We start from the raw sequence: 22,099 nt of genomic DNA on the forward strand, positions 1-22,099 counted from the left end.
GTCGGTGGTCGGTGTCGGTGGTCGGGGACGGCGGTCGATGTGAGGGCGGGGTGAAGAGGTCGGGCGCGGTGAGTGGCAGGGGTCCCGTGCGGGGCGGCGCGGGCTGACAAACGGCCGTCGTCAGTGGCACAGTGGCCAGATGCCCCACATCGTTCCGCCTCACCGTCATGAGCAGGTCGCTCATGACGCCAGCGCTGTGTCGGAACTGCTGGAGGTCCTGTGGGGCAGAGGACAGGAGGCCGCGCCGTCCGGCCCCCTGTCACCGTCGCAGGTGCGGGCGCTGTTCGCGATCGAACAGTACGAGGGCGCCAATCTGCGGACGCTGGGCGACGCGCTGGGATCGCGGCCTTCCTCGGTGAGCAGGCTCTGCGACCGGCTTGAGGCGGTCGGTCTGGTGGACCGGCAGACGAGCCCGACCAGCCGTCGCGAGGTGGAACTGCGGCTGACCCGGCGCGGCCACGCGGCACTCGCCGAATTCCGTGACTTCAGGGCCCGCGAGGTGAAGGCCGTGCTGGGCCGGATGGCGCCGGACGAGCTGGCGGCGCTCGCCGAGGGACTGACGGCCTTCCGCCGTGCCGCCGCCGGTGCGGCCGTACCCGGTGCGACCACCGCCGACCCCGCACCCCGTGCGGCGGACTCCGCCTAGCATCACGCTCCGCTCCCCGCCCCGGGCGTTGTCGCCCGCGCACTCGCATCCCGACCCGCACCCATGCCGTGACACGAACACTTGTGCATCGGCACAGACTCTTGTCCGATGGATATTGTTGTCAAGTGGCAACGATCTTACTAGGGTGGCACGCGTGACTGCGCATGTCGGGCGGCACGGGGGCGACAGACCGCCTCGTACGGCCGCCGGTGCGGCAGAGAGTGAAGGAAGCGCTGTGAGCGGTGGCGGAGAGGGTGCCGGGAGACCGGTCGAGGTGGCCGTCCGCCGGGCCGGGACCGCGCTGGTCCTCGCGTTGCGCGGCGAGCTCGACCTGGAGACCCTGGAGCCGCTGCGGGCAGCGCTGGCCGCGGCCAGGCGCGAGGACGCGCCCCGCGTGGTGCTCGATCTGTCGCAGGTCACTTTCTGTGACTCCTCCACGGTGAACGAGTTGCTGCGGGCCGATGTCGATCTTGGCCCCGGTCGCCTGTGGATCGCCGCCCCCTCTCCCTTCGTCGCCCGGCTTTTCGGCCTGGTCGGACTGCCGATGGTGCTGGCCGTCCGTGACTCCGTCGAAGAGGCGCTGGCCGGCTCCGACGACCGCGCGTAACACTCGGCGCCGCACTGCGCGCCTTCCCCGGAAGCACTGAGGCGAACCCGCTGTGACGTGAGACCGCTCTCACGCGCGGGCGCTCAGGCATGTCCGGAAACCGGCAGGTCCGCCAACCGGCTTTGCCATGGCATGAATCGTTGCCTTCCGAGGCGTAGACGCCGCCGTAGCGCGTCTGTAACACTCTGCCAACACAAACGCAAATTTCTCGCAGAACAACGATGGATCTGCATGGGAAGAGCGCAACTTCACATGCTCAACCCGCACGTTTCGGATAGTCCGTCTCCTGAACCTCCCACCGCTCCGGTCGCGACGAAGCGCCGGACACGACATAGAGGGACGCTATGAGAACGAAGCGCTCCATCCCACGGCTGATGGCGGGGGTGACCGCGACGAGCCTGCTGCTCCTGGGCGGGTCCGCTCTTCCCGCCATGGCATCGGGAGAGCCAAGTCCGGCGACCGACAGCGCGGTCTCGGTCAGTAGCACCAGCGGCACGAACGGCGCCGCCCACCTCAACGACGGTGACCAGAACACCTACTGGCAGAGCTCGGGCAAGTCCCTGCCGCAGTGGGCGCAGATCGACCTGGGCCGCACCACCCGCATCGACCAGGTGCGGCTGAAGGTGCCCTCGGGGTGGAAGTCCAGGTCGGAGACGCTCTCGATCCAGGCGAGCGAGGACGGCGAGACCTTCAACACCCTGGTCGGCTCGGCGAAGTACACCTTCAGCCCGTCGACCGGCAACACCGTCAAGATCTCCTTCCCGGCCTCCATGGCGCACTACGTCCGCGCCGAGGTGACCGGGAACTCCGCCGGGTCCTCCGCCCAGCTCTCCGAGATCACCGCGCAGGCCGCCGCGGCCTCGACGGTCAACCTCGCCAAGGGCAAGCCGACCGCGGAGTCCAGCCACGCGGACGTCTACGGCTCGGGCAACGCCGTGGACGGCGACGCGAATTCGTACTGGGAGAGCGCCAACAACGCCTTCCCGCAGTGGCTCCGGGTCGACCTCGGCTCCGCGGTGGCGGTCAACCAGGTCGTGCTGAAGCTGCCGCCGGCCACGAGCTGGGCGACGCGCACGCAGACCCTGGCCGTCCAGGGCAGCACCAACGGCACCACGTTCACCGACATCGTCGCCTCGGCGGGTTACTCCTTCAACCCGTCGTCGGCCAACACGGTGACCATCAACTTCAACTCGACGACGACCCGGTACGTCCGGCTGAACGTCACCGGCAACACCGGCTGGCCCGCGGGCCAGATATCCGAGTTCGAGGTGTACGGGCCGACGACCGGTGACACCACCGCGCCGACCGCGCCCGCCAACCTGGCGTACACCCAGCCCGTGTCCGGCCAGGTCAAGCTGACCTGGAGCGCCTCCACCGACGACACGGGCGTCACCGGCTACGACGTGTACGCCAACGGCGCGCTGCGTACCTCGGTGGCCGGGAACGTGCTGACGTACACCGACAGCCAGCCCGACACCGCGACCGTGGCGTACTACGTGGTCGCCAAGGACGCGGCGGGCAACCAGTCGGCGCACAGCAACACCGTGACGCGCACCGGCACGTCGGGTGACACGCAGGCGCCGACCGCACCGGGCAGCCTGGCGTACACCCTGCCCGCCTCCGGCCAGATCAAGCTGACCTGGACGGCGTCGAGCGACAACGTCGGTGTCACCGGCTACGAGGTCTTCCGCAACGGCAGCCAGATCGCCACCACCGCGGCCAACGTGCTGACGTACACCGACAGCCAGCCCGACACCGCGACCGTCTCGTACTTCGTACGGGCCAAGGACGCGGCCGGGAACGAGTCGGCGAACAGCAACACGGTGACCCGCAACGGCACCAGCGTCGGCGGTACGAACCTGGCGGTCGGCAAGCCGATCGTCGCGTCCGCCACCGTGCAGAACTTCGTCGCGGCCAACGCCAACGACGACAGCCTGTCGACGTACTGGGAAGGCAGCGGCACCAGCACCCTGACCGTCTCGCTGGGCTCCAACGTGGACACCAGCTCCGTGGTGGTCAAGCTCAACCCCGACGCCTCGTGGGGCAACCGGACCCAGACCATCGCGGTCTCCGGCCGGGAGCAGAGCGCGAGCACGTTCACCCAGCTCTCGCCCGCGACCGCGTACAACTTCAGCCCGTCCACCGGCAACTCGGTGACGATCCCGGTCTCCGGCCGGGTCGCGGACGTGCGCCTCACCTTCAGCTCCAACACCGGTGCGGGCGGCGGCCAGGCGGCCGAGTTCCAGGTCATCGGCGTACCGGGGCCCAACCCCGATCTGACCGTCAGCGCCCTGACGGCCTCGCCCGCCTCGCCGGTCGAGACCGACCCGATCACGCTCAGCGCGACGGTGAAGAACATCGGCACCGACGCGGCGGCCTCCACCGACGTCAACTTCTACCTCGGCACCACCAAGGTCGGCACCGGCACCGTCGGCGCGCTGGCCGCGGGCGCGAGCAGCGTCGTGACCGCCAACATCGGCGCCAAGGACGCGGGCAGCTACCAGCTCACCGCCAAGGTCGACGAGTCCAACAAGGTCGTCGAGCAGAACGAGACCAACAACAGCTACACCAGCCCCACCGCCCTGGTGGTCAAGCCGGTCGACACCTCCGACCTGGTGGCCTCGCCGGTCGCCTGGTCGCCGGGCAACCCGTCGGCGGGCAACAACGTCACCTTCTCGGTGGCCATCAAGAACCAGGGCACCGTGGCCGCGGCGAGCGGTGCGCACAACGTCACGCTCACCCTGTCCGACGCCACCACCGGCAATGTCATCAAGACGCTGACCGGCTCCTACAGCGGCGCCATCGCGGCCGGAGCGACCACCAGCCCGATCAACCTGGGTAGCTGGACCGCGGTCAACGGCAAGTACACCGTGAAGACGGTGATCGCCGTCGACGCCAACGAGGTGGCGACCAAGCAGGCCAACAACACCAGCACCCTGTCCTTCTTCGTCGGTCGCGGCGCCAACATGCCGTACGACTCGTACGAGGCCGAGGACGGCGTGCTCGGCGGCGGCGCCCAGGTCGTCGGTCCCAACCGGACCGTCGGCGACATCGCGGGCGAGGCGTCCGGCCGCAAGGCGGTGACGCTCAACTCCACCGGGCAGTCGGTGTCCTTCACCACCCGCGCCAGCACCAACACGCTGGTGGTCCGCTACTCCATCCCGGACGCCGCGGGCGGCGACGGCATCAACTCCAACCTGAACGTCTACGTCAACGGCACGTTCCTCAAGGCCATCGACCTGACGTCCAAGTACGCCTGGCTGTACGGCAACGAGACCGGTCCCGGCAACGGTCCGAGCGCGGGCGGCCCCCGTCACATCTACGACGAGGCCAACCTGCTGCTCGGGACGACCGTCCCTGCGGGAGCCACGATCAAGCTCCAGAAGGACGCCGCGAACACCAGCACGTACGCGATCGACTTCATCAACACCGAGCAGGCCACGGTGATCCCGAACCCGGACCCGACGAAGTACGTCGTGCCGGCCGGCTTCACCCAGCAGGACGTGCAGAACGCCCTGGACGCGGCGCGGCAGGACACCACCAAGCTCGGCGTCTACCTGCCGACCGGTGACTACTCGACCGCCCAGAAGTTCCAGGTCTACGGACGGTCGATCAAGGTGATCGGCGCCGGTCCGTGGTTCACCCGGTTCCGCACTCCGGCCGACCAGTCGAACACCGACGCCGGATTCCGCGCGGACGCCACCGCCAACGGGACGACGTTCTCCGGATTCGCGTTCTTCGGCAACTACACCTCGCGCATCGACGGTCCCGGAAAGGTCTTCGACCTCTCCAACGTGGCCAACATGACCATCGACAACATCTGGGTCGAGCACACGGTCTGCATGTACTGGGGTGCCAACACCGACAACATGGTGATCAGCAACTCCCGTATCCGTGACACGTTCGCCGACGGCGTCAACATGACGAACGGCTCCACGGACAACCACGTCTTCAACAACGAGTCGCGGGCGACCGGTGACGACAGTTTCGCGCTGTTCTCCGCCATCGACGCCGGCGGCGCGGACGAGAAGAACAACGTGTTCGAGAACCTGACGTCGCTGCTGACCTGGCGTGCGGCGGGCGTCGCGGTGTACGGCGGGTACAACAACACCTTCCGGAACATCTACATCGCGGACACCCTGGTCTACTCCGGAATCACCGTCAGTTCGCTGGACTTCGGTTACGCGATGAACGGCTTCGGAACCGTGCCGACCACCATCCAGAACGTGTCGCTCGCCAGAACGGGCGGTCACTTCTGGAGCGGCCAGACCTTCCCCGCCATCTGGCTGTTCTCGGCCTCGAAGGTGTTCCAGGGAATCCGCATCAGCGATGTGGACATCACCGATCCGACGTACAGCGGCATCATGTTCCAGACCAACTACGTGGGCGGTCAGCCGCAGTTCCCGATCACGGACACCATCTTGACCAACATCTCGATCACCGGTGCCCACAAGAGCGGTGACGCGTACGACGCCAAGTCGGGATTCGGTCTGTGGGCCAATGAGCTGCCGGAGGCCGGTCAGGGACCGGCCGTTGGTTCCGTCACCTTCAACGGTCTCCACCTGAGCGACAACTTCCAGGACATCAAGAACACCACCTCGACCTTCACCATCAAGGTCAACAACTAACAGCAGCCGCGCAGGAGCGGCCGTCAGCTGGGAGGTGTCCGCGTTCGGCTCTCGAACGCGGGCACCTCCCGCATGCGTTCACGGGCGGGGTTGGAGAGCAACAGGCGTGCGGTTGGCTTCAGTTGGTGAACGTGAGGGCTTGACGTGGCATTGGTCCAGTCCTACCTTCGCCGATGCGCCCTCAGTCATGTCGGAGTCCGCCGTTCACGGATCAGAACCGATCCGAATGCGCGGGTCCGGCCGTCCGCTACCGGAAGGTCTCCCCCCATGAACAGACCGCGCATTCGGCTCAAGGCGCTGACCGCACTCGCCGCCGTTCCCGCACTCGCGGCGGGACTGCTGCTGGCCGCCGGCGCTCCGGCGCAGGCCGCGGCCAATCCGGGCCCCGGCTTCCCCGCGCAGTACGCGGCGCCCTACGCCGAGGTCTGGAACTCCCCGTCGGCGCTGGCGGCGGTGAAGAACGCCACCGGGCTGAAGTACTTCACCCTCGCGTTCGTCATCGACGGCGGCGGCTGCAACGCCACCTTCAACGGCAGTACCTCGGTCACCGACGCGAGCTGGACGTCGGCCATCAACACCCTGCGGTCCGGCGGCGGCGATGTCATCGCCTCCTTCGGCGGCGCGGGCGGCACCGAGATCGGCATCTCCTGTACGTCGGTCGCCGCGCTCAAGACCCAGTACAAGCGCGTGATCGACGGACTCAACCTGACCCGCCTCGACTTCGACATCGAGGGCGGCGCGCTCAACAACACCACCGCCAACGACCGGCGCAACCAGGCCCTCGCGCAGCTCCAGCAGGAGTACGCGGCGGCCGGCAAGAAGCTCGACATCGACTACACGCTCCCGGTCAACCCCACGGGCCTGGAGTCCAACTCGCTCAGCCTGCTGAACAACGCCAAGAGCAACGGCCTCAACGTCAACCTCGTCAACATCATGACGATGGACTACGGGCCGTCGATGGACATGGGCCAGGCGGCCATCAGCGCGGCCACCGCGCTGCACGGTCAGCTCGGCGCGATCTGGAACACCAAGACCTCCGCGCAGCTCTGGGCGATGGAGGGCAACACCCCCATGATCGGGGTGAACGACTCGACCAACGAGGTCTTCTCCACCGCCAACGCGCAGTCGCTGGAGACCTTCGCGAAGAACAACGGCATCCAGGAGCTGTCCTTCTGGTCGCTCGGCCGTGACAAGGCGTGCGCCACCAACGGCCAGTTGTCGGACTCGTGCAGCGGCACACCCCAGTCGCAGTATCAGTTCTCCAGCATCTTCAACGCCATCACCGGCGGCGGCACCACTCCGCCGCCCACCGGCGGCGCCACCGGTCCGATCCGGTCCGGTTACGCCAACAAGTGCGTGGACGTGGCCTCCGCGAGCAGCGCCAACGGCGCGGCGGTCCAGCTCTACGACTGCAACGGCACGACCGCGCAGAACTGGACGGTCGGCAGCGACAACTCGATCCAGGCCCTCGGCAAGTGCATGGACGTGACCGCGGCGGGCACCGCCAACGGCAGCCAGGTGCAGCTCTACGACTGCAACGGCACGGCCGCCCAGAAGTGGACCCGCAGCGGCAGCACCCTGGTCAACACCGGCTCGGGCAAGTGCCTGGACGCGACAGGACCCAGCTCCGCCAACGGCACCCGGCTCCAGATCTGGACCTGCGCGGGCGGCACGAACCAGCAGTGGACCCTGCCTTCGTGACCCGCGCGCCCGCTGAGCGGTAGCCGAGCGGACAGGCGAATCGACCGGTCCCGGGCGGGGACGACATCACCCGCCCGGGACCGGTGCGCTGTACGGCGGTGATCTTACGGGCCCATCGCAAAAAATCGATGTGGATACGTAAAAAATCTGCGGTGTGGAGTCATTGCGGAGTATTTCCGCGGGGCGGGAAGGAGTAGGAGGCGCCGCCGCTTGTCATCGGTGGCCCGCTGTCGATCCTTCACGAGGAGCCCTGATGAACAGCACGGAACTGCTGGCCGACGCCTTCGGCCGGATTCAGGAAGTGGTCCACGACGCCGTGGACGGCCTCACCGCCGAGGAGCTGGCCTTCCGCGTGGACGAGGGCGCGAACAGCGTCGGCTGGCTGATCTGGCACCTGACCCGCGTCCAGGACGACCATGTCGCCGAGGTCGCGGGCGCCGAGCAGGCATGGACCGCGCAGGGCTGGGACGCCCGCTTCGGCCTGCCCTTCCCCGCCGGGGCGATCGGCTACGGCGACGGCCCGGACGACGTCGCCGCCGTCCGCGTGCGCTCCGCCGACCTGCTCACCGGCTACCACGACGCCGTATACGAGAACACCGTCCGCCACGTGCGGGAGCTGACCGACGACGACCTCGACCGCGTCGTGGACAAGCGCTGGAATCCGCCGGTGACCCTGGGTGTACGCCTGATCAGCGTCGTCTCCGACGACCTCCAGCACGCCGGGCAGGCGGCGTATCTGCGGGGGCTGCTGTTGCGCAGGCGGTGACAGCGTCGGCGTCGGCCGTTCACCCTTCGGTGTTAGAGTTACTTAACCTAAGTTAAGTACCTGCGCGACCGGTGGGGTGTGAGGGTTGGCGACCGAGAAGACGGCCGAAGAGCCAGCGGCACGAATACAGCGGAGGCCACCGCGCATAGCGGCCGACCATCCGCGCTACAAGTGGGTGGCGCTGTCGAACACCACGCTCGGCATGCTGATCGCCACGATCAACTCCTCGATCGTCCTGATCTCGCTCCCCGCGATCTTCACCGGTATCCACCTCGATCCCCTCCAGCCCGGCAACGTCAGCTATCTGCTCTGGATGCTGATGGGATACATGCTGGTCACTGCGGTCCTCGTGGTCACCCTCGGCCGGCTCGGGGACATCCTCGGCCGGGTCAAGATCTACAACTCCGGCTTCCTGATCTTCACCGTCACCTCGGTGATCCTCTCCCTGGACCCGATGCAGGGCGGCGGCGGCGCGCTCTGGCTGATCGGCTGGCGCGTCGCCCAGGCCGTCGGCGGCTCGATGCTGATGGCCAACTCGGCCGCGATCATCACCGACGCCTTCCCGGCCCGCCAGCGTGGCATGGCGCTCGGCGTGAACATGGTCGCGGGCATCGCCGGATCCTTCATCGGCCTGGTCCTCGGCGGCCTGCTCTCCGAGTGGGACTGGCGCTCGATCTTCTGGGTCAACGTCCCGATCGGCCTGATCGGCACCGTCTGGGCCTACCGCTCGCTCCACGAGACCGGCATCCGCCGCAAGGCCCGGGTCGACTGGTGGGGCAACATCACCTTCGCCGTCGGCCTGACCGCGCTGCTCGCGGGCATCACCTACGGCATCCAGCCCTACGGCGGCCACACCATGGGCTGGACCAACCCCTGGGTGCTCGCGGGCCTGATCGGCGGCGTCGTGATGCTCGCCGTCTTCTGCCTCGTCGAGGCCAGGGTGCGCGAGCCGATGTTCCCGCTCGGCCTGTTCCGCAACGTGGCCTTCGCGGGCGGCAACGCGGCCACCCTGCTCGGCTCCATCGCCCGCGGCGGCCTCCAGTTCATGCTGATCATCTGGCTCCAGGGCATCTGGCTGCCCCTGCACGGCTACGACTACGTCGACACCCCGCTGTGGGCCGGTATCTTCCTACTGCCGCTCACCGTCGGCTTCCTGCTCTCCGGGCCGATCGCGGGCTACTTCTCCGACCGGTACGGCGCCAGACTCTTCGCCGCCGCCGGATTCGTGGTGATGGCCGCGTCTTTCGCGGGACTGCTGCTGCTCCCCACCGACTTCAACTATCTGGTCTTCGCGTTCCTGATCTTCCTCAACGGGGTCGGCGGCGGCCTGTTCGCGGCGCCGAACACCTCGATCATCATGGCGAGCGTGCCCGCCGAGGCCCGCGGCGCCGCCTCCGGCATGCGCGCCACCTTCCAGAACGCGGGCATGGTGCTCTCCATCGGCGTGTTCTTCTCGCTCATGGTCGCCGGACTCGCCCGCTCGCTGCCCGGCACCCTCAGCAGCGGCCTGGCCGCCCAGGGCGTGCCCGGGGCCAACGCGCACGACATCGCGAATCTGCCGCCGGTCGGCACGCTCTTCGCGGCCTTCCTCGGCTACAACCCGATCCAGCACCTGCTCGGCCCCGACCTGCTCGGCAAGCTCCCGACGGCCAACCAGCACACGCTCACCGGCCGCGAATTCTTCCCGCACCTGATTTCCGGGCCGTTCCACGACGGCCTCGTGGTGGTGTTCGCACTGGCCATCGTGATGTCCTTGGTCGCGGCGGGCGCGTCACTGATCCGAGGCCGCGCCGTCCGCGCGGCCCGCGCCCCGCAGGAGTAACCGACCCGACCGAGGAGGCGCCCCCGCCATGGACCACACCGACGGGCGCGGGGGCGCCACTCCGGCCGCGGTCGCGCTGATCGTGGCCCGGCTCTACCGCCAGCTCGCCCAGGCGTCCGCCGACGACCTCAACCTGACGTACGCGCAGCTCTCCGCGCTCGCCAGGATCGGGCAGTTCGGTCCCATCCGGCTCGGCGAACTCGCCGCCCGCGAGCAGGTCGTCGCCCCCTCCCTGACCCGTACGGTCAGGCCGCTGTCGGAGGCCGGACTGATCGGCAAGGAGGCCGACCCTTCCGACGGCCGCTCCTGGCTCGTCAGCATCACCCCGCAAGGGCGGGCCCTGCTGGAGCGCATCCGCCGTGAGCGGGCGGAACTGCTCGCCCGGAGAATGGCGTGGCTCACCGACGAGCAGCGCGCGACGCTTGACGCGGCGCTCCCGGTCCTGGAACTGCTCCTCACCGAACGGACACCAACAGACCGACCCGGAGGCTGACCCCGAGGCTTCCCGCGACGGACCCCGAGACCGCCCCCGCCCCTCAGGCCGGTTGTTCAGGCTGCTCGGGCCGGCCCGGCTCGACCGGGGGCGCCAGCACACCGCAGTGCGCCGCGCACTGCGGCTGCGCGACCGGCCCCTTCGCCTCGTCCTCCCGCAGCGCGCCCGACGGCACCAGCGCCGCGGCCAGCAGCGCGGCGACGGCGCACAGGCCCGCGCAGATCAGCATCGCCTTCCCGAACGCCGAGTTCACCGCGTGCGGCGACCGGTAGGCGTGGTCGGACAGGCCGACGGCCAGGGGGAGGGCCGCGACGATCAGCAGCTGCGCCACCCGGGCCGCCGCATTGTTCACCCCGCTGGCCACCCCCGCGTGGTCGACCTCCACCGACGCCAGCACGGTCGCGGTGAGCGGCGCCACGAACAGGCACATGCCGAGCCCCTGGACGACGACGGCGGGCAGCACGTCGACGACGTACGAGGAGGTGTCCGGCGACACGCGGGTGAGCAGCAGCAGGCCGCACGCGGTGACCAGCGGACCGACCGTCAGCGGCCAGCGCGGCCCGATCCGCTGGGCGAGGGCACCCGCGGGCGCGGACAGCAGCAGCATCAGGACGGTCACCGGCAGCGTCGCGAGACCGGCGCGCAGCGCGCTGTACCCGGCGGCGATCTGGAGCTGCACCGGCAGCACGAAGAACACCCCGCCGATGGCCGCGTACAGACACAGCGTCACCAGATTCATCGAGGTGAACAGCTTCGAGGAGAAGACCGACAGCGGCAGCATCGGGGACGCGCGCCGCCGCTCGGTGCGCAGGAAGCCCCAGCCGCACGCCAGACCGGCCGCCGCGGGTACGGCGACCGCGACGGGGGAGGGGTGGCCGGACGCGCTGATCAGCGCGTAGGTGACGCCCGCGAGGCAGAGCGCGGCCAGCACGGCGCCCAGGATGTCGAAGCTCCCGCTCGCCGTACGGTCGCGGCTCTCCGGCACGTGCCGGACGGCGATGGCCACCACGACCGCCGCCAGCGGCAGATTGATCAGGAAGATCCACCGCCAGCCGGGCCCGTCCACCAGATAGCCGCCGAGGAACGGCCCGATCGCGCCCGCCACACCGCCGAGGCCCGACCACGCGCCGACCGCCTTCGCCCGGTCCTGCGGGCGGTACGTGGACTGCACCAGGGCGAGCGAACCGGGCGTCAGCAGCGCCCCGCCCACGCCCTGGAGGGCGCGGGCGGCGATCAGCACGCCGCTGTCGGGCGCCGCGCCGCACAGCGCGGACGCCAGCGCGAACCAGACGACACCGATGACGAAGACCTTCCTGCGTCCGTACCGGTCACCGAGGCCGCCGCCGAGCAGGATCAGCCCGGCCAGCGTCAGCAGATAGCCGTTGACGGTCCACTGGAGCGCCGCCAGGGTCGCGCCGAGGCCCTCCCCGATCCGGGGGAGCGCGATGTTGACGATGGTGCCGTCCAGCATCGCCATGCCCGAGCCGAGCACCGAGCAGGCCAGCACCCATCGCCCGGTCGCCGAGGAGAGCCGCACGCCCTCGGCGGGCGGCTCCGGATTACTCATGACCGTCACCATAGAGCGCCGGGCGCCGGGTCGTGAGTGTCGCGGCCCTGTGCCGCGGCAGCCGTGAGAACCGCGCCGCCGCGCAGCCCCGACCGTGCCCGCCGCGCGCCCGCGACCGTGCCCGCTGATCACCGGCGCGCATCGGGGGTAAGAATGGTCAGGGCAGGCCCGACCGATGACGCAGCGAAGGAGACGCGGATGCCGCACGAGCGCGCCGGAACACCGGCACGGCCGGACGACCTGGTGGACGTACCCCGCCTGATCACGGCCTACTACGCGCTGCACCCGGACCCCGGCGAGACCGGTCAGCGGGTGGCGTTCGGCACCTCGGGGCACCGCGGCTCGTCGCTGAACACCGCGTTCAACGAGGACCACATCGCCGCCACCAGCCAGGCGATCTGCGACTACCGCACCGGGCAGGGCACCACCGGACCGCTCTTCCTCGGTGCCGACACGCACGCGCTGTCCGAGCCCGCGCGGGTCACCGCGCTCGAGGTCTTCGCCGCCAACGAGGTCGCGGTGCTGATCGACGAGAGCGACGGCTGGACGCCCACCCCGGCCGTCTCGCACGCGATCCTGTCGTACAACAGGGGCCGTACCGCCCACCTCGCCGACGGCGTGGTCGTCACCCCCTCGCACAACCCGCCCGCGGACGGCGGCTTCAAGTACAACCCGCCGAGCGGCGGCCCCGCCGCCTCTGACGCCACCGGCTGGATCCAGGACCGGGCCAACGAGCTGATCGCCGACGGCCTCAAGGGCGTACGCCGCATCCCGTACACCCGGGCGCTCGCCGCCGACACCACCGGGCGCTACGACTTCCTCGGCCGCTACGTGGACGACCTGCCGTCGGTGCTCGACCTGGAGACGGTACGGCGCGAGGGCGTCACGATCGGCGCTGACCCGCTGGGCGGCGCGTCGGTCCAGTACTGGGGCCGGATCGCCGAATGGCACGGCCTCGACCTGACCGTGGTGAACCCGGTCGCCGACCCCACCTGGCGCTTCATGACGCTCGACTGGGACGGCAAGATCCGGATGGACTGCTCGTCGCCGTACGCGATGGCGTCGCTGATCGCCCGCAAGGACGAGTACCGCATCGCCACCGGCAACGACGCGGACGCCGACCGGCACGGCATCGTCACGCCCGACGGCGGCCTGATGAACCCCAACCACTACCTGGCCGTCGCCATCTCCTACCTGTCGCGGCACCGCGAGCAGTGGCGGCCCGACCTGGCGATCGGCAAGACGCTGGTGTCGTCCTCGATGATCGACAAGGTGGTGGCCGACCTCGGCCGTCCGCTGACCGAAGTCCCGGTCGGCTTCAAATGGTTCGTGGACGGGCTGCTCGGCGGCGCCCTGGCCTTCGGCGGCGAGGAGTCGGCGGGCGCGTCCTTCCTGCGGCGCGACGGCTCGGTGTGGACCACCGACAAGGACGGCATCCTGCTGGCACTGCTGGCCGCCGAGATCACCGCCGTCACCGGCCGCACCCCGTCCGAGCACTACGCGGACCTCACGGAGCGCTTCGGCGCCCCCTCCTACGCGCGGATCGACGCGCCCGCCACCCGCGAGGAGAAGGCCGTACTCGCCGAGCTCTCGCCCAAGCAGGTGCCCGCCGCCGAACTCGCGGGAGACCCGGTCACCTCCGTGCTCACCCACGCCCCCGGCAACAACGCGGCCCTGGGCGGCATCAAGGTCAGCACCGACAACGCCTGGTTCGCCGCGCGGCCTTCGGGAACGGAGGACGTCTACAAGGTCTACGCCGAGTCCTTCCTCGGTGACGACCACCTCGCCACCGTCCAGGAGGAGGCACAGGCCATTGTCGCCCGTGCCCTGAACGGCTGACCGCCACGCCCTCCACCCGACGGAGAGACCCGGAGCGCGTGCTCCGCTCCGTCGGGTGAAGGGCGACAGGTCCTTTGACGCGCGAGCGTCTCAGGCCAGTTGGGCGGCCTGGAGACCCGCGTACGCGCCGCCGCCGCGCACCAGCTCGGCGTGCGGCCCGACTTCCGCGATACGGCCCTCGTCCAGGACGACGATACGGTCGGCGTTGCGGATCGTGGACAGCCGGTGGGCCACCACGAAGACCGTACGGCCGCGCACCAGCCGGGTCAGTGCCTGCTGGACCAGCGCCTCCGAGCGGGAGTCGAGCGCGGACGTCGCCTCGTCCAGGACCAGTACGCGCGGGTCGCGGATCAGCGCGCGGGCGATGGCCAGCCGCTGCTTCTGGCCGCCGGAGAGCCGGGCGCCCCGCTCACCGACGACGGTGTCCAGACCGTGGGTCATCCGGTCGATGAACTCCAGCGCGTTGGCGTCCCGCAGCGCCGCCCTGACCCTCTCCTCCGGCACATCGGTCATGCCGTAGGTGACGTTGTCGCGGACGGTGCCCTCGAACAGGATCGAGTCCTGCGGCACCACCGACAGCCAGGTCCGGTAGTCGCGCAGGTCCAGCTCCTCCATGTCGACGCCGTCGAGCAGGATCCGCCCGTGCGTCGGCCGCAGGAAGCCGATCACCAGATTGAGCACGGTCGACTTGCCTGCGCCGGAACCGCCGACCAGGGCGATCGTCTCGCCCGGCCGTACGTCCAGATCGAAGTCGACCAGCGAGGGCCGGTCGCTCTCGGGATAGGTGTGGCCGACCCCGCGGAACTCGAAGTGCCCGACCACGCCCTTGACTTCGGCCTTGCCGTCGTTCTGCTCCAGGTCGGGCGCCTGGAGCACCTCGCCGATCGAGCGGACCGACTCCAGGCCCTTGCCGATCTGCGGGGTCAGCGTCAGCAGCGTGGTCACCGAGCCGGTGAGGCTGGAGAAGTACGCGCTGAGCATCACCACGGTGCCCGCCGAAACGTTCAGCCAGCCGTAGTAGGCGACCAGCGCCGAGCCCGCCAGGCAGGCCACACCGATCGCGTTGAGCAGGATCCAGGCCAGCGAGCCGAACCAGCCGTTGAGCCGGTCGAGCCGCAGCCCCGCGTGCAGTACCTCGCCCAGCGTGCGGTCCACCCGGTGCAGCGCGGTGTTCTCCAGGCCGTGCGCACGGGTGATGGGGATCAGGGTCGTCATCTCGCTGACCCGCGAGGACAGTTGCTCCACCTGCTGGCGGAAGGACTCGTTGTCGTGCCGCAACCGGCGGCGCAGCCGCACCACCAGCATCGCGGAGGCGGGCACCACGATCAGATAGACCGGCAGGAAGGCGGGCGCCTGGATGCCGATCACCACCAGGCCGCCGGTCAGGGTGGCGATCGCGGCGAGACCGTTGTCGGCGGTCTGCTGCGCCGCCGTCTCGATGGTCTCGACGTCCCTGATCACCTTGGCCTGGAGCACGCCGGCGCTGACACGGGAGTGGTAGCCGATGGAGAGCTGCTGCATCCGCTGGCAGATCGCGGTGCGCAGCCGGGTGCCGGTCCTGCGGATCGAGCCCTGCATGCAGCGCACGTACGCCAGGTGCAGCGGGAGGTTGAGGCTGAGGATCACGAGCAGGACGGCCGAATTCCACCACAGCACCGATATCGGCCGGTGCTGCACGACGACGTCGACCACGTTGGCCGTGATGAGCGGCAGCAGCCAGACGGGGGTGTGCTTGGCGAAAAAGGCGAGTACGGCGAACCCGACCCGGCGACGGTCGGGTTCGAAGAGGTAGAGGAGGGTACGGACGGGGTGTTCGCCGCGGTAGCGGTGGCTGAGCGTGCCTTGCGGCAGCGCCATTGAAGGCTCCTCGAAATGACGTCTTCGCAGTACAGGTGCGCGCATGCGCCTCATCGCGCATGCGCCCGCCTTCACCTTAGAGCCGCTACAGCACCACGACCGAACGCAATACGTCGCCCTCGGACATCCGCGCGAACGCCGCCTCCACCTCGTCCAGCGCGATGGTCTCCGTGACGAACGCGCCCAGGTCCAGGCGCCCCTGGAGATGCAGGTCGATCAGCATCGGGAAGTCCCGCGACGGCAGGCAGTCGCCGTACCACGACGACTTCAGCGCGCCGCCGCGGCCGAACACGTCCAACAGCGGCAGTTCCAGCGTCATCTCAGGACTCGGCACCCCCACCAGGACCACCGTCCCGGCCAGATCGCGCGCGTAGAAGGCCTGCTTGTACGTCTCCGGGCGGCCCACCGCGTCGATCACGACGTCGGCGCCGTTCCCGCCGGTCAGCTCGCGGATCGCCTCCACGGCGTCGCGGTCACGGGAGTTGACGGTGTGGGTCGCGCCCATCGCGGACGCCGTGGCGAGCTTGCGGTCGTCGATGTCGACGGCGATGATCCTGGCCGCACCGGCCAGCCGCGATCCCACCACGGCCGCGTCGCCGACGCCGCCGCAGCCGATGACCGCGACCGAGTCGCCGCGGCCCACGTTCCCGGTGTTGAGCGCCGCGCCGATCCCGGCCATCACCCCGCAGCCGAGCAGCCCGGCCACCGACGCCGACACCGCGGGGTCGACCTTCGTGCACTGCCCCGCCGCGACCAGCGTCTTCTCCGCGAAGGCGCCGATGCCCAGCGCGGGCGACAGTTCCGTGCCGTCCTTCAACGTCATCTTCTGCTTCGCGTTGTGGGTGTCGAAGCAGTACCAGGGGCGTCCGCGCAGACACGCGCGGCACCGGCCGCACACGGCCCGCCAGTTGAGGATCACGAAGTCGCCCGGCGCGACCTCGGTGACGCCGTCGCCGACGGTCTCGACCACACCGGCGGCCTCGTGCCCGAGCAGGAACGGGAAGTCGTCGTTGATCGCGCCCTGCCGGTAGTGCAGGTCGGTGTGGCAGACCCCGCACGCCTGGATCCGCACCACCGCCTCGCCCGGCCCCGGATCCGGCACCACCACCGTGTCCACCCGTACCGGCTCGCCCTTGCCCGGTGCGATCACTGCGCGGACTTCCTGTGCCATGTCCGGTCCTTCCCTTCGTCGTGTGCCCAGCGTTCGGCCACTGTTCGCTGCCGACGATAGGTGCCGCGACCCCGTGGCGGGCAGTACCCGGAAAGGCGCACATGGGTGGACCGGCACCGGGCATACGTCACTGCGGGCCACAGGTCGCCTACCGCTCGACGCCGTGAGGGGCACTTTTGACGACTGATGACAGCGCGGTCCGCGGCACGCGGCCGGCTGACAAGAGACGCCTGCCGAAGACCGTCGCGACCTTCCGCGCCATCCGCGCCCTCGGCCGCGCCATAGCGGCGGCCTGGGAGGAGGACGCCACGGAGCGGGCGGCGGCCCTCACGTACTACGCGGTGCTCGCGCTCTTTCCCGCGCTGCTGGTCACAGTGTCCGTGCTGGGCCTGGCGGGCGGCTCCTCGGAGAACCAGCTGGCCTCCGAGGTCACCTCCCTGCTGCCGACCGCGTCCCGCCCGATCGTCGCCTCCGCGCTCCAGGACATGGCCGACGACCGGTCCGCGACCGTCTCCCTGGTGATCATCGGCAGCGCGGGCGCCGTCTGGTCGGCGTGCAGCTACTCCAGCGTCTTCCGGCGCGCCCTGCACTCGATGTTCCGGGTGACCGACCACCGCCCGGCCTGGCGCACCGCCCCGCGCATCGTGCTCACCTCGGTGGCGCTGCTCGTCCTGCTGGTGTGCAGCGCCAGCAGCCTGGTGGTCAGCGGCGAGGTCGCCCACCGGATAGGGGAGCTGCCGCACATGAACACCCCCGTGATCACCGCCTGGCGGGTGTTGCGCTGGCCGTTGCTGCTGATCCTGGCCGCCGCGCTGGTCCTGGTCCTCTTCCGCTCAGGCCCGCGAGGCACTCGCGGCCTGCGCGCGATGGCCCCCGGCGGCGCCCTCGCCGTCCTGCTGTGGCTGCTGACCTCGGTCGGATTCGCCGCGTACACCGCCCGCGCGGGCACGTACAACCGGCTCTACGGTCCGCTGGCCGGCACCGTGGTCTTCCTGGTGTGGCTGTGGTTCTCCAACCTGGCCCTGCTGATCGGCGCCCACTTCAACGCCCAGCGGGCGCTGGACGGCGAGGCCGCGCTGCCGCCGGAGGCACCGGCAGCGTCGAAGACGCCGGAAGCGGCCTCGGCCGCGGCGCCGCATGCGCTGCCGGTTCAGCCGCGGCCTGGCCGGAAACGGCGGTAGAGCACGACGCCGCCGAGCAGCAGGGCGGCGCTGCCACCGGCTGTGTACGGCAGGCCGTCCGCACCGGTGTGCGCCAGCGTCGGGGCCGCGGTGTCCTTGACGTTCGGCGGCGCGGGCACCGGAGTGTGGACCGGGGCGGGCGGGGTGGTTGTCGGCGGAGTGGGCGTGACGACCGGCGGAGTCGAGCCGTTCGTCGAGGTGTTGCCCGTCGAGGGATTGCCGATCCCGACGACATTGACGCTGTTGCCGGTGATGTTCACGGGTACGTCGATCGGCAGCCGGATGCTGTTGCCCGACAGCAGGCCGGACGAGTTACGGGTGCCGCCCGCCGCGTGGGCGCCGCCGCCGGAGGCCGAGTTCGTGCCGGTGGTGACGGCGCGCTCGTCGGCCGGTGCGCCCGCGTGCCGTCCCGGCCTGGCGCCGGGGGAGGAGTGCGTGGCGGCCGGAGCCGAGGTGTTGGCGCACACGTTGCCCGTCACCGGGTTCAGCAAGCCGATCACATTGATCGTATTGCCGCATACATTCACCGGAATGGAGACGGGCACTTCCACCGAATTGCCCGACAGGACACCGGGCGATCCGCTGGTGTCACCCTGGGCGGCGGAATCGGCCTGGGCATACCCGGCGCCCGCCAACAGACCGCCGGCGACCATGGCGGTGACGAGGCCCTTCTGGGCAACCCTGTTCATACGCTTTCCTGCCTTCCGGAAATCCTCAACGGGCCGCATGCCCGCACCGGAGACAACGCGCTCAGGGCCAATCAGGTCATGGCCAGCGGATAAATCACTCCAACGAGTGACCGTGTCGCGGCCCCGTTCCTGACGGGCCGACAGGACGTGCGGCCAGCACTTTTCCCGGTATTCCGGCTATCGGTTCCGCTATTCCTATGAATTACCCATGAGCGGCCGATGGAACGTGGTAACGGATTTTCGGGGCCCGACAGTGTCGGGCTGCGGTCGGGCTGCGGTCGGACGGCGTCGGACGGATATTCACCGTGGGTCCTGCCCCGGCGGGCCGCGCCCCGACACGACAGCGGCGGCGACACCGTGAGGTGTCGCCGCCGCTGTGAGGTCTGTCGCGGGGTCCGGCTTCAGGCCGCCGAGGCGTCCTCGTCCTCGTCGTCGTCCATGAACAGATCGCGCTCCATGTGCACGCGGGCGGCGGCCAGCGCCGGGGTGATCTCCCGGGTGCCGGTCGACACGCACAGCGTGTACGCCGTGTCCTGGAGCTGCTGCCGCACGCGCGGGTCGACGGACTTCGCCGTCTCGACCTCAGCGGTCAGCGTCTCGTAGCGATCCACCAGGTTCCGAAGGACGGTCGGGTGGGCCATCAGCATCGTCGTACTCCTCGATGTCGGCGAAGTCGGGACGCGGTTGCCCGGCCCACGCGATTCCATGCGTGAGAGCGGCGAAGAAAACTGCCTGCCGGGCCGCACCCTCTTCTTCGTCGCGTCATTGCGCAGGCCCCGGATAGGGGTCGAGGGGTGCGAAGTTGGTAGTCCCTTTACGGTACATGACACTCATGTCCACAACGGGGGCCGGTGAACGTGATGTTCGCCTCGTCTTCGCCGCCGCTGTGCCGGGGGAGTGCCGGGGGAGCGCCGTTCGCGCGGACGCCGGGGGGTTGCCGGGAGGCTGGGTGTCGACCTACCGACATACCGACGAGTCGGCCTGTCGCCACGACATGACGCGGCGACAGGCCGACAGCTGACTGCTCGTCGGACGCGGTGCCGTCCGGGCGGCCCGCTAGTCGATGCCGCGCAGGATGTGGGTCTCCGTCAGATCGTCCTCGTAACCGGCGAGGCGGATCGGCGCGCACCGGGACCAGGTGTCCAGGGGGCGCTCCTCGGCCAGGAGCGAGGCGCCGTCGCCGCCTCGTTCGGACGACTCGTTGCGCTTCAGTTGCTCAGGTGACACCGCGGACTCCTTTGCGTCGCGTGGACCGGCGACACCCGACGCGGCCGTCCGACCGCGCCCGGCGCCCGGCGGGATGGCTCTTCGGGCGGTGCGGACGCGGTGGCGCCTTGGGCCCCCCACGCCCGGGGGCGAAGGGGAGGACCGGAGCGCGGCCGAGGTGGGCGACTCGTTCCGGGACGGGCCCCGGGGTTCGGTACATCCCCTGAGACCGGTTCGTCCCGCACAGCGTAAGCCTGCCCGTCCTCCGTCACCAGCCGGTTTCCGGCGCGCTACGCACAGTGGCGAAGTGCCGTGCGCGCGTGCGAAACCGGCCCTGGCCGCTGCCGCACGGCGCATGGTTGTTACGGTTCCTCGTGCTCAACAGCGAAGAGGACCGAGACGAGGGGCCTGCGCCATCCGGGTCACGCGCGCCTGAGATATCCGGAAAGCCGGAGATGTCCACGCCGCTGGCCAAGCCCCGCCGCCGACTGCTGGCCGATGTGAGCCCGCTGCGCGAGCACCCGGACTTCCGCCGCCTGTGGTTCGGCAACACCGTCTCGTACATCGGCCAGCAGATGACCGCGATGGCCGTCTCGCTCCAGGTCTACGCGATCACCGGCTCCAGCTTCTACGTCGGCCTGGTCGGCCTCTTCTCGCTCGTTCCGCTGATCGTCTTCGGCCTGTACGGCGGCGCCGTCGCCGACGCGGTCGACCGGCGCAAGCTCGGCCTGATCACGGCCGCAGGCTCCACCGTCTGCTCCGGCGTGCTGGCCGCGGCGGCTTTCGGCCATCTCAGGTCCGTGGCACTGCTCTACGCGGTCGTCGCGCTCCAGGCGGTCTGCTTCGCGATGAACTCGCCCGCCCGCTCCTCGATGATCCCGCGCCTGCTGCCGCCCGAGCGGCTGCCCGCCGCCAACGCGCTGGCCTCGCTCGCGGGCGGGGTCGGCCAGATGGCAGGGCCCATGCTCGGCGCCGTCCTCGTCGGCGCCTGGGGCTACCAGGCCGCGTACACCGTCGACGTCGCCGCCTTCAGCGCCTCCCTCTACGCGATGTGGCGGCTGCCGGCGATGCTCCCCGGCGAAGGGGACGGCGCGGCCCGCCGCCGCCCGTCCGTCATCGAGGGCCTGCGCTATCTCGCCGCCCGGCCCAATCTGCGCACCACCTTCGTCTCCGACCTCGCCGCCATGGTGCTGGCCCAGCCCCGCGTGCTGTTCCCCGCCGTCGCCGGACTCTGGTTCGGCGGCGACACCCGCACCGTCGGCCTGCTCGCCGCCGCCCCGGCCGTCGGCGCGCTCCTCGGCAGCGTCTTCTCCGGCTGGCTCGGCCGCGTCCACCGCCAGGGCTTCGCCGTGCTGCTCGCCGTCGGCTCCTGGGGCGCGGCCGTCGCCGTCTTCGGCCTCACCCGCAACCTCTGGCTCGGCCTGCTCTTCCTGGCCTTCGCCGGCTGCGCCGACACCGTCTCGATGGTCTTCCGCAACACCATGCTGCAATCCGCCGCCCCCGACGACATGCGCGGACGCCTCCAGGGCGTCTTCCTCGTCGTGGTGGTCGGCGGCCCCCGCCTCGGTGACTTCCTCGCGGGCTCCGTCTCCGACCTCTTCACCCCCACCGTCGCCGTCGTCGGCGGCGGCCTGGCGTGCATCTCGGCCATCGCCCTGATCGGCCTCTTCCAGCGCGGCTTCGTCGCCTACGACGCCCGCCGCCCGGTGGCCTAGGGCAGTGGCCTTCAGAGGCGCAGTTGCTCCTCGGCGAGGGCCGATACGGTGGCGGCGAGATCGGCCTGCGACGGGTCGGCCGCGGCGGCGGCAGCCGTCAGACGCAGGATGTCGGCGAGGGCGCCGTCGGTGAGGTGGTCGGGAGCGGCGACGCGCGCGAGGCCGCGGGTGAGCAGGCCGCGGGCGTCGGCGGGACGGCCGCGGCGCAGCA

The 22,099-nt window shown here is 70.3% G+C and carries 16 protein-coding genes and 1 pseudogene; 10 read left to right on the forward strand and 7 right to left on the reverse strand.

What is annotated here, in order from left to right; genetic code table 11:
• Positions 1-139 precede the first annotated feature (139 nt).
• The 7 genes from BGM09_RS04730 to BGM09_RS04760 all read left to right on the forward strand — a co-directional run bounded on the left by BGM09_RS04730 (position 140) and on the right by BGM09_RS04760 (position 10,663).
• Complete coding sequence (locus BGM09_RS04730) at positions 140-646, forward strand: MarR family winged helix-turn-helix transcriptional regulator (protein WP_188280122.1); 507 nt, start codon at positions 140-142, stop codon at positions 644-646.
• Positions 647-881: 235 nt separating this feature from the next.
• On the forward strand, positions 882-1,253 hold the full coding sequence (locus BGM09_RS38420) for an STAS domain-containing protein (protein WP_317452531.1): 372 nt from the start codon (positions 882-884) through the stop codon (positions 1,251-1,253).
• A 344-nt stretch (positions 1,254-1,597) separates the two neighbouring features.
• Positions 1,598-5,881: a discoidin domain-containing protein gene (locus tag BGM09_RS04740; RefSeq protein WP_188280123.1), complete on the forward strand. Its 4,284-nt coding sequence runs from the start codon at positions 1,598-1,600 to the stop codon at positions 5,879-5,881.
• Between the two features lie 267 nt (positions 5,882-6,148).
• Entirely contained in the window at positions 6,149-7,582 is a 1,434-nt protein-coding gene (locus BGM09_RS04745; RefSeq protein ID WP_188280124.1) for a chitinase, read from the forward strand.
• A gap of 253 nt (positions 7,583-7,835) precedes the next feature.
• Positions 7,836-8,348 carry a mycothiol transferase gene (locus BGM09_RS04750; RefSeq protein ID WP_188280125.1) on the forward strand — a complete coding sequence of 171 codons (513 nt, stop codon included), beginning with the start codon at positions 7,836-7,838 and terminating at the stop codon, positions 8,346-8,348.
• Positions 8,349-8,472: 124 nt separating this feature from the next.
• The gene (locus BGM09_RS04755; RefSeq protein ID WP_411158255.1) at positions 8,473-10,170 is read left to right on the forward strand and encodes an MFS transporter; all 1,698 of its coding nucleotides are present in this window, start codon (positions 8,473-8,475) and stop codon (positions 10,168-10,170) included.
• Positions 10,171-10,198: 28 nt separating this feature from the next.
• Positions 10,199-10,663, forward strand: a complete 465-nt coding sequence (locus BGM09_RS04760; RefSeq protein WP_188280126.1) for a MarR family transcriptional regulator — start codon at positions 10,199-10,201, stop codon at positions 10,661-10,663.
• A 43-nt stretch (positions 10,664-10,706) separates the two neighbouring features.
• Here BGM09_RS04760 and BGM09_RS04765 read toward each other — a convergent pair whose 3' ends face one another.
• A complete protein-coding gene (locus tag BGM09_RS04765; protein WP_188280127.1) occupies positions 10,707-12,230 on the reverse strand; it encodes an MFS transporter in 1,524 nt (507 codons plus the stop codon).
• Positions 12,231-12,428: 198 nt separating this feature from the next.
• Between BGM09_RS04765 and pgm the strand changes: the two genes are divergently transcribed.
• On the forward strand, positions 12,429-14,069 hold the full coding sequence (pgm, locus tag BGM09_RS04770) for a phosphoglucomutase (alpha-D-glucose-1,6-bisphosphate-dependent) (RefSeq protein WP_188280128.1): 1,641 nt from the start codon (positions 12,429-12,431) through the stop codon (positions 14,067-14,069).
• 90 nt (positions 14,070-14,159) lie between these two features.
• On the opposite strand, the gene BGM09_RS04775 is transcribed toward pgm, so the two are convergent.
• Both BGM09_RS04775 and BGM09_RS04780 read right to left on the reverse strand, forming a co-directional pair.
• Entirely contained in the window at positions 14,160-15,926 is a 1,767-nt protein-coding gene (locus BGM09_RS04775) for an ABC transporter ATP-binding protein (RefSeq protein WP_188280129.1), read from the reverse strand.
• 85 nt (positions 15,927-16,011) lie between these two features.
• On the reverse strand, positions 16,012-17,097 hold the full coding sequence (locus tag BGM09_RS04780) for an S-(hydroxymethyl)mycothiol dehydrogenase (protein WP_188280130.1): 1,086 nt from the start codon (positions 17,095-17,097) through the stop codon (positions 16,012-16,014).
• Positions 17,098-17,273: 176 nt separating this feature from the next.
• Here BGM09_RS04780 and BGM09_RS04785 point away from each other — a divergent pair, with 176 nt between their 5' ends.
• A complete protein-coding gene (locus tag BGM09_RS04785; RefSeq protein WP_188280131.1) occupies positions 17,274-18,278 on the forward strand; it encodes a YihY/virulence factor BrkB family protein in 1,005 nt (334 codons plus the stop codon).
• Here the strand turns inward: BGM09_RS04785 and BGM09_RS38755 are convergent.
• The 3 genes from BGM09_RS38755 to BGM09_RS04800 all read right to left on the reverse strand — a co-directional run bounded on the left by BGM09_RS38755 (position 18,248) and on the right by BGM09_RS04800 (position 20,194).
• Positions 18,248-18,967, reverse strand: a complete 720-nt coding sequence (locus BGM09_RS38755; protein ID WP_188280132.1) for a chaplin — start codon at positions 18,965-18,967, stop codon at positions 18,248-18,250. The two genes, BGM09_RS04785 and BGM09_RS38755, sit on opposite strands and share 31 nt — an antisense overlap.
• A 401-nt stretch (positions 18,968-19,368) precedes the next feature.
• On the reverse strand, positions 19,369-19,614 hold the full coding sequence (locus BGM09_RS04795; RefSeq protein ID WP_188280133.1) for a DUF5133 domain-containing protein: 246 nt from the start codon (positions 19,612-19,614) through the stop codon (positions 19,369-19,371).
• A 409-nt stretch (positions 19,615-20,023) separates the two neighbouring features.
• Positions 20,024-20,194, reverse strand: a complete 171-nt coding sequence (locus BGM09_RS04800) for a hypothetical protein (RefSeq protein WP_188280134.1) — start codon at positions 20,192-20,194, stop codon at positions 20,024-20,026.
• Positions 20,195-20,628: 434 nt separating this feature from the next.
• On the opposite strand from BGM09_RS04800, the gene BGM09_RS04805 reads away from it, so the two are divergent.
• Entirely contained in the window at positions 20,629-21,888 is a 1,260-nt protein-coding gene (locus tag BGM09_RS04805; RefSeq protein WP_188280135.1) for an MFS transporter, read from the forward strand.
• Positions 21,889-21,899: 11 nt separating this feature from the next.
• Here the strand turns inward: BGM09_RS04805 and BGM09_RS04810 are convergent.
• Positions 21,900-22,099: pseudogene (locus tag BGM09_RS04810) on the reverse strand (hypothetical protein); the annotation flags it as partial.

This window comes from Streptomyces sp. CBMA29, from assembly GCF_014596445.1.
Classification (GTDB): Bacteria; Actinomycetota; Actinomycetes; order Streptomycetales; family Streptomycetaceae; genus Actinacidiphila.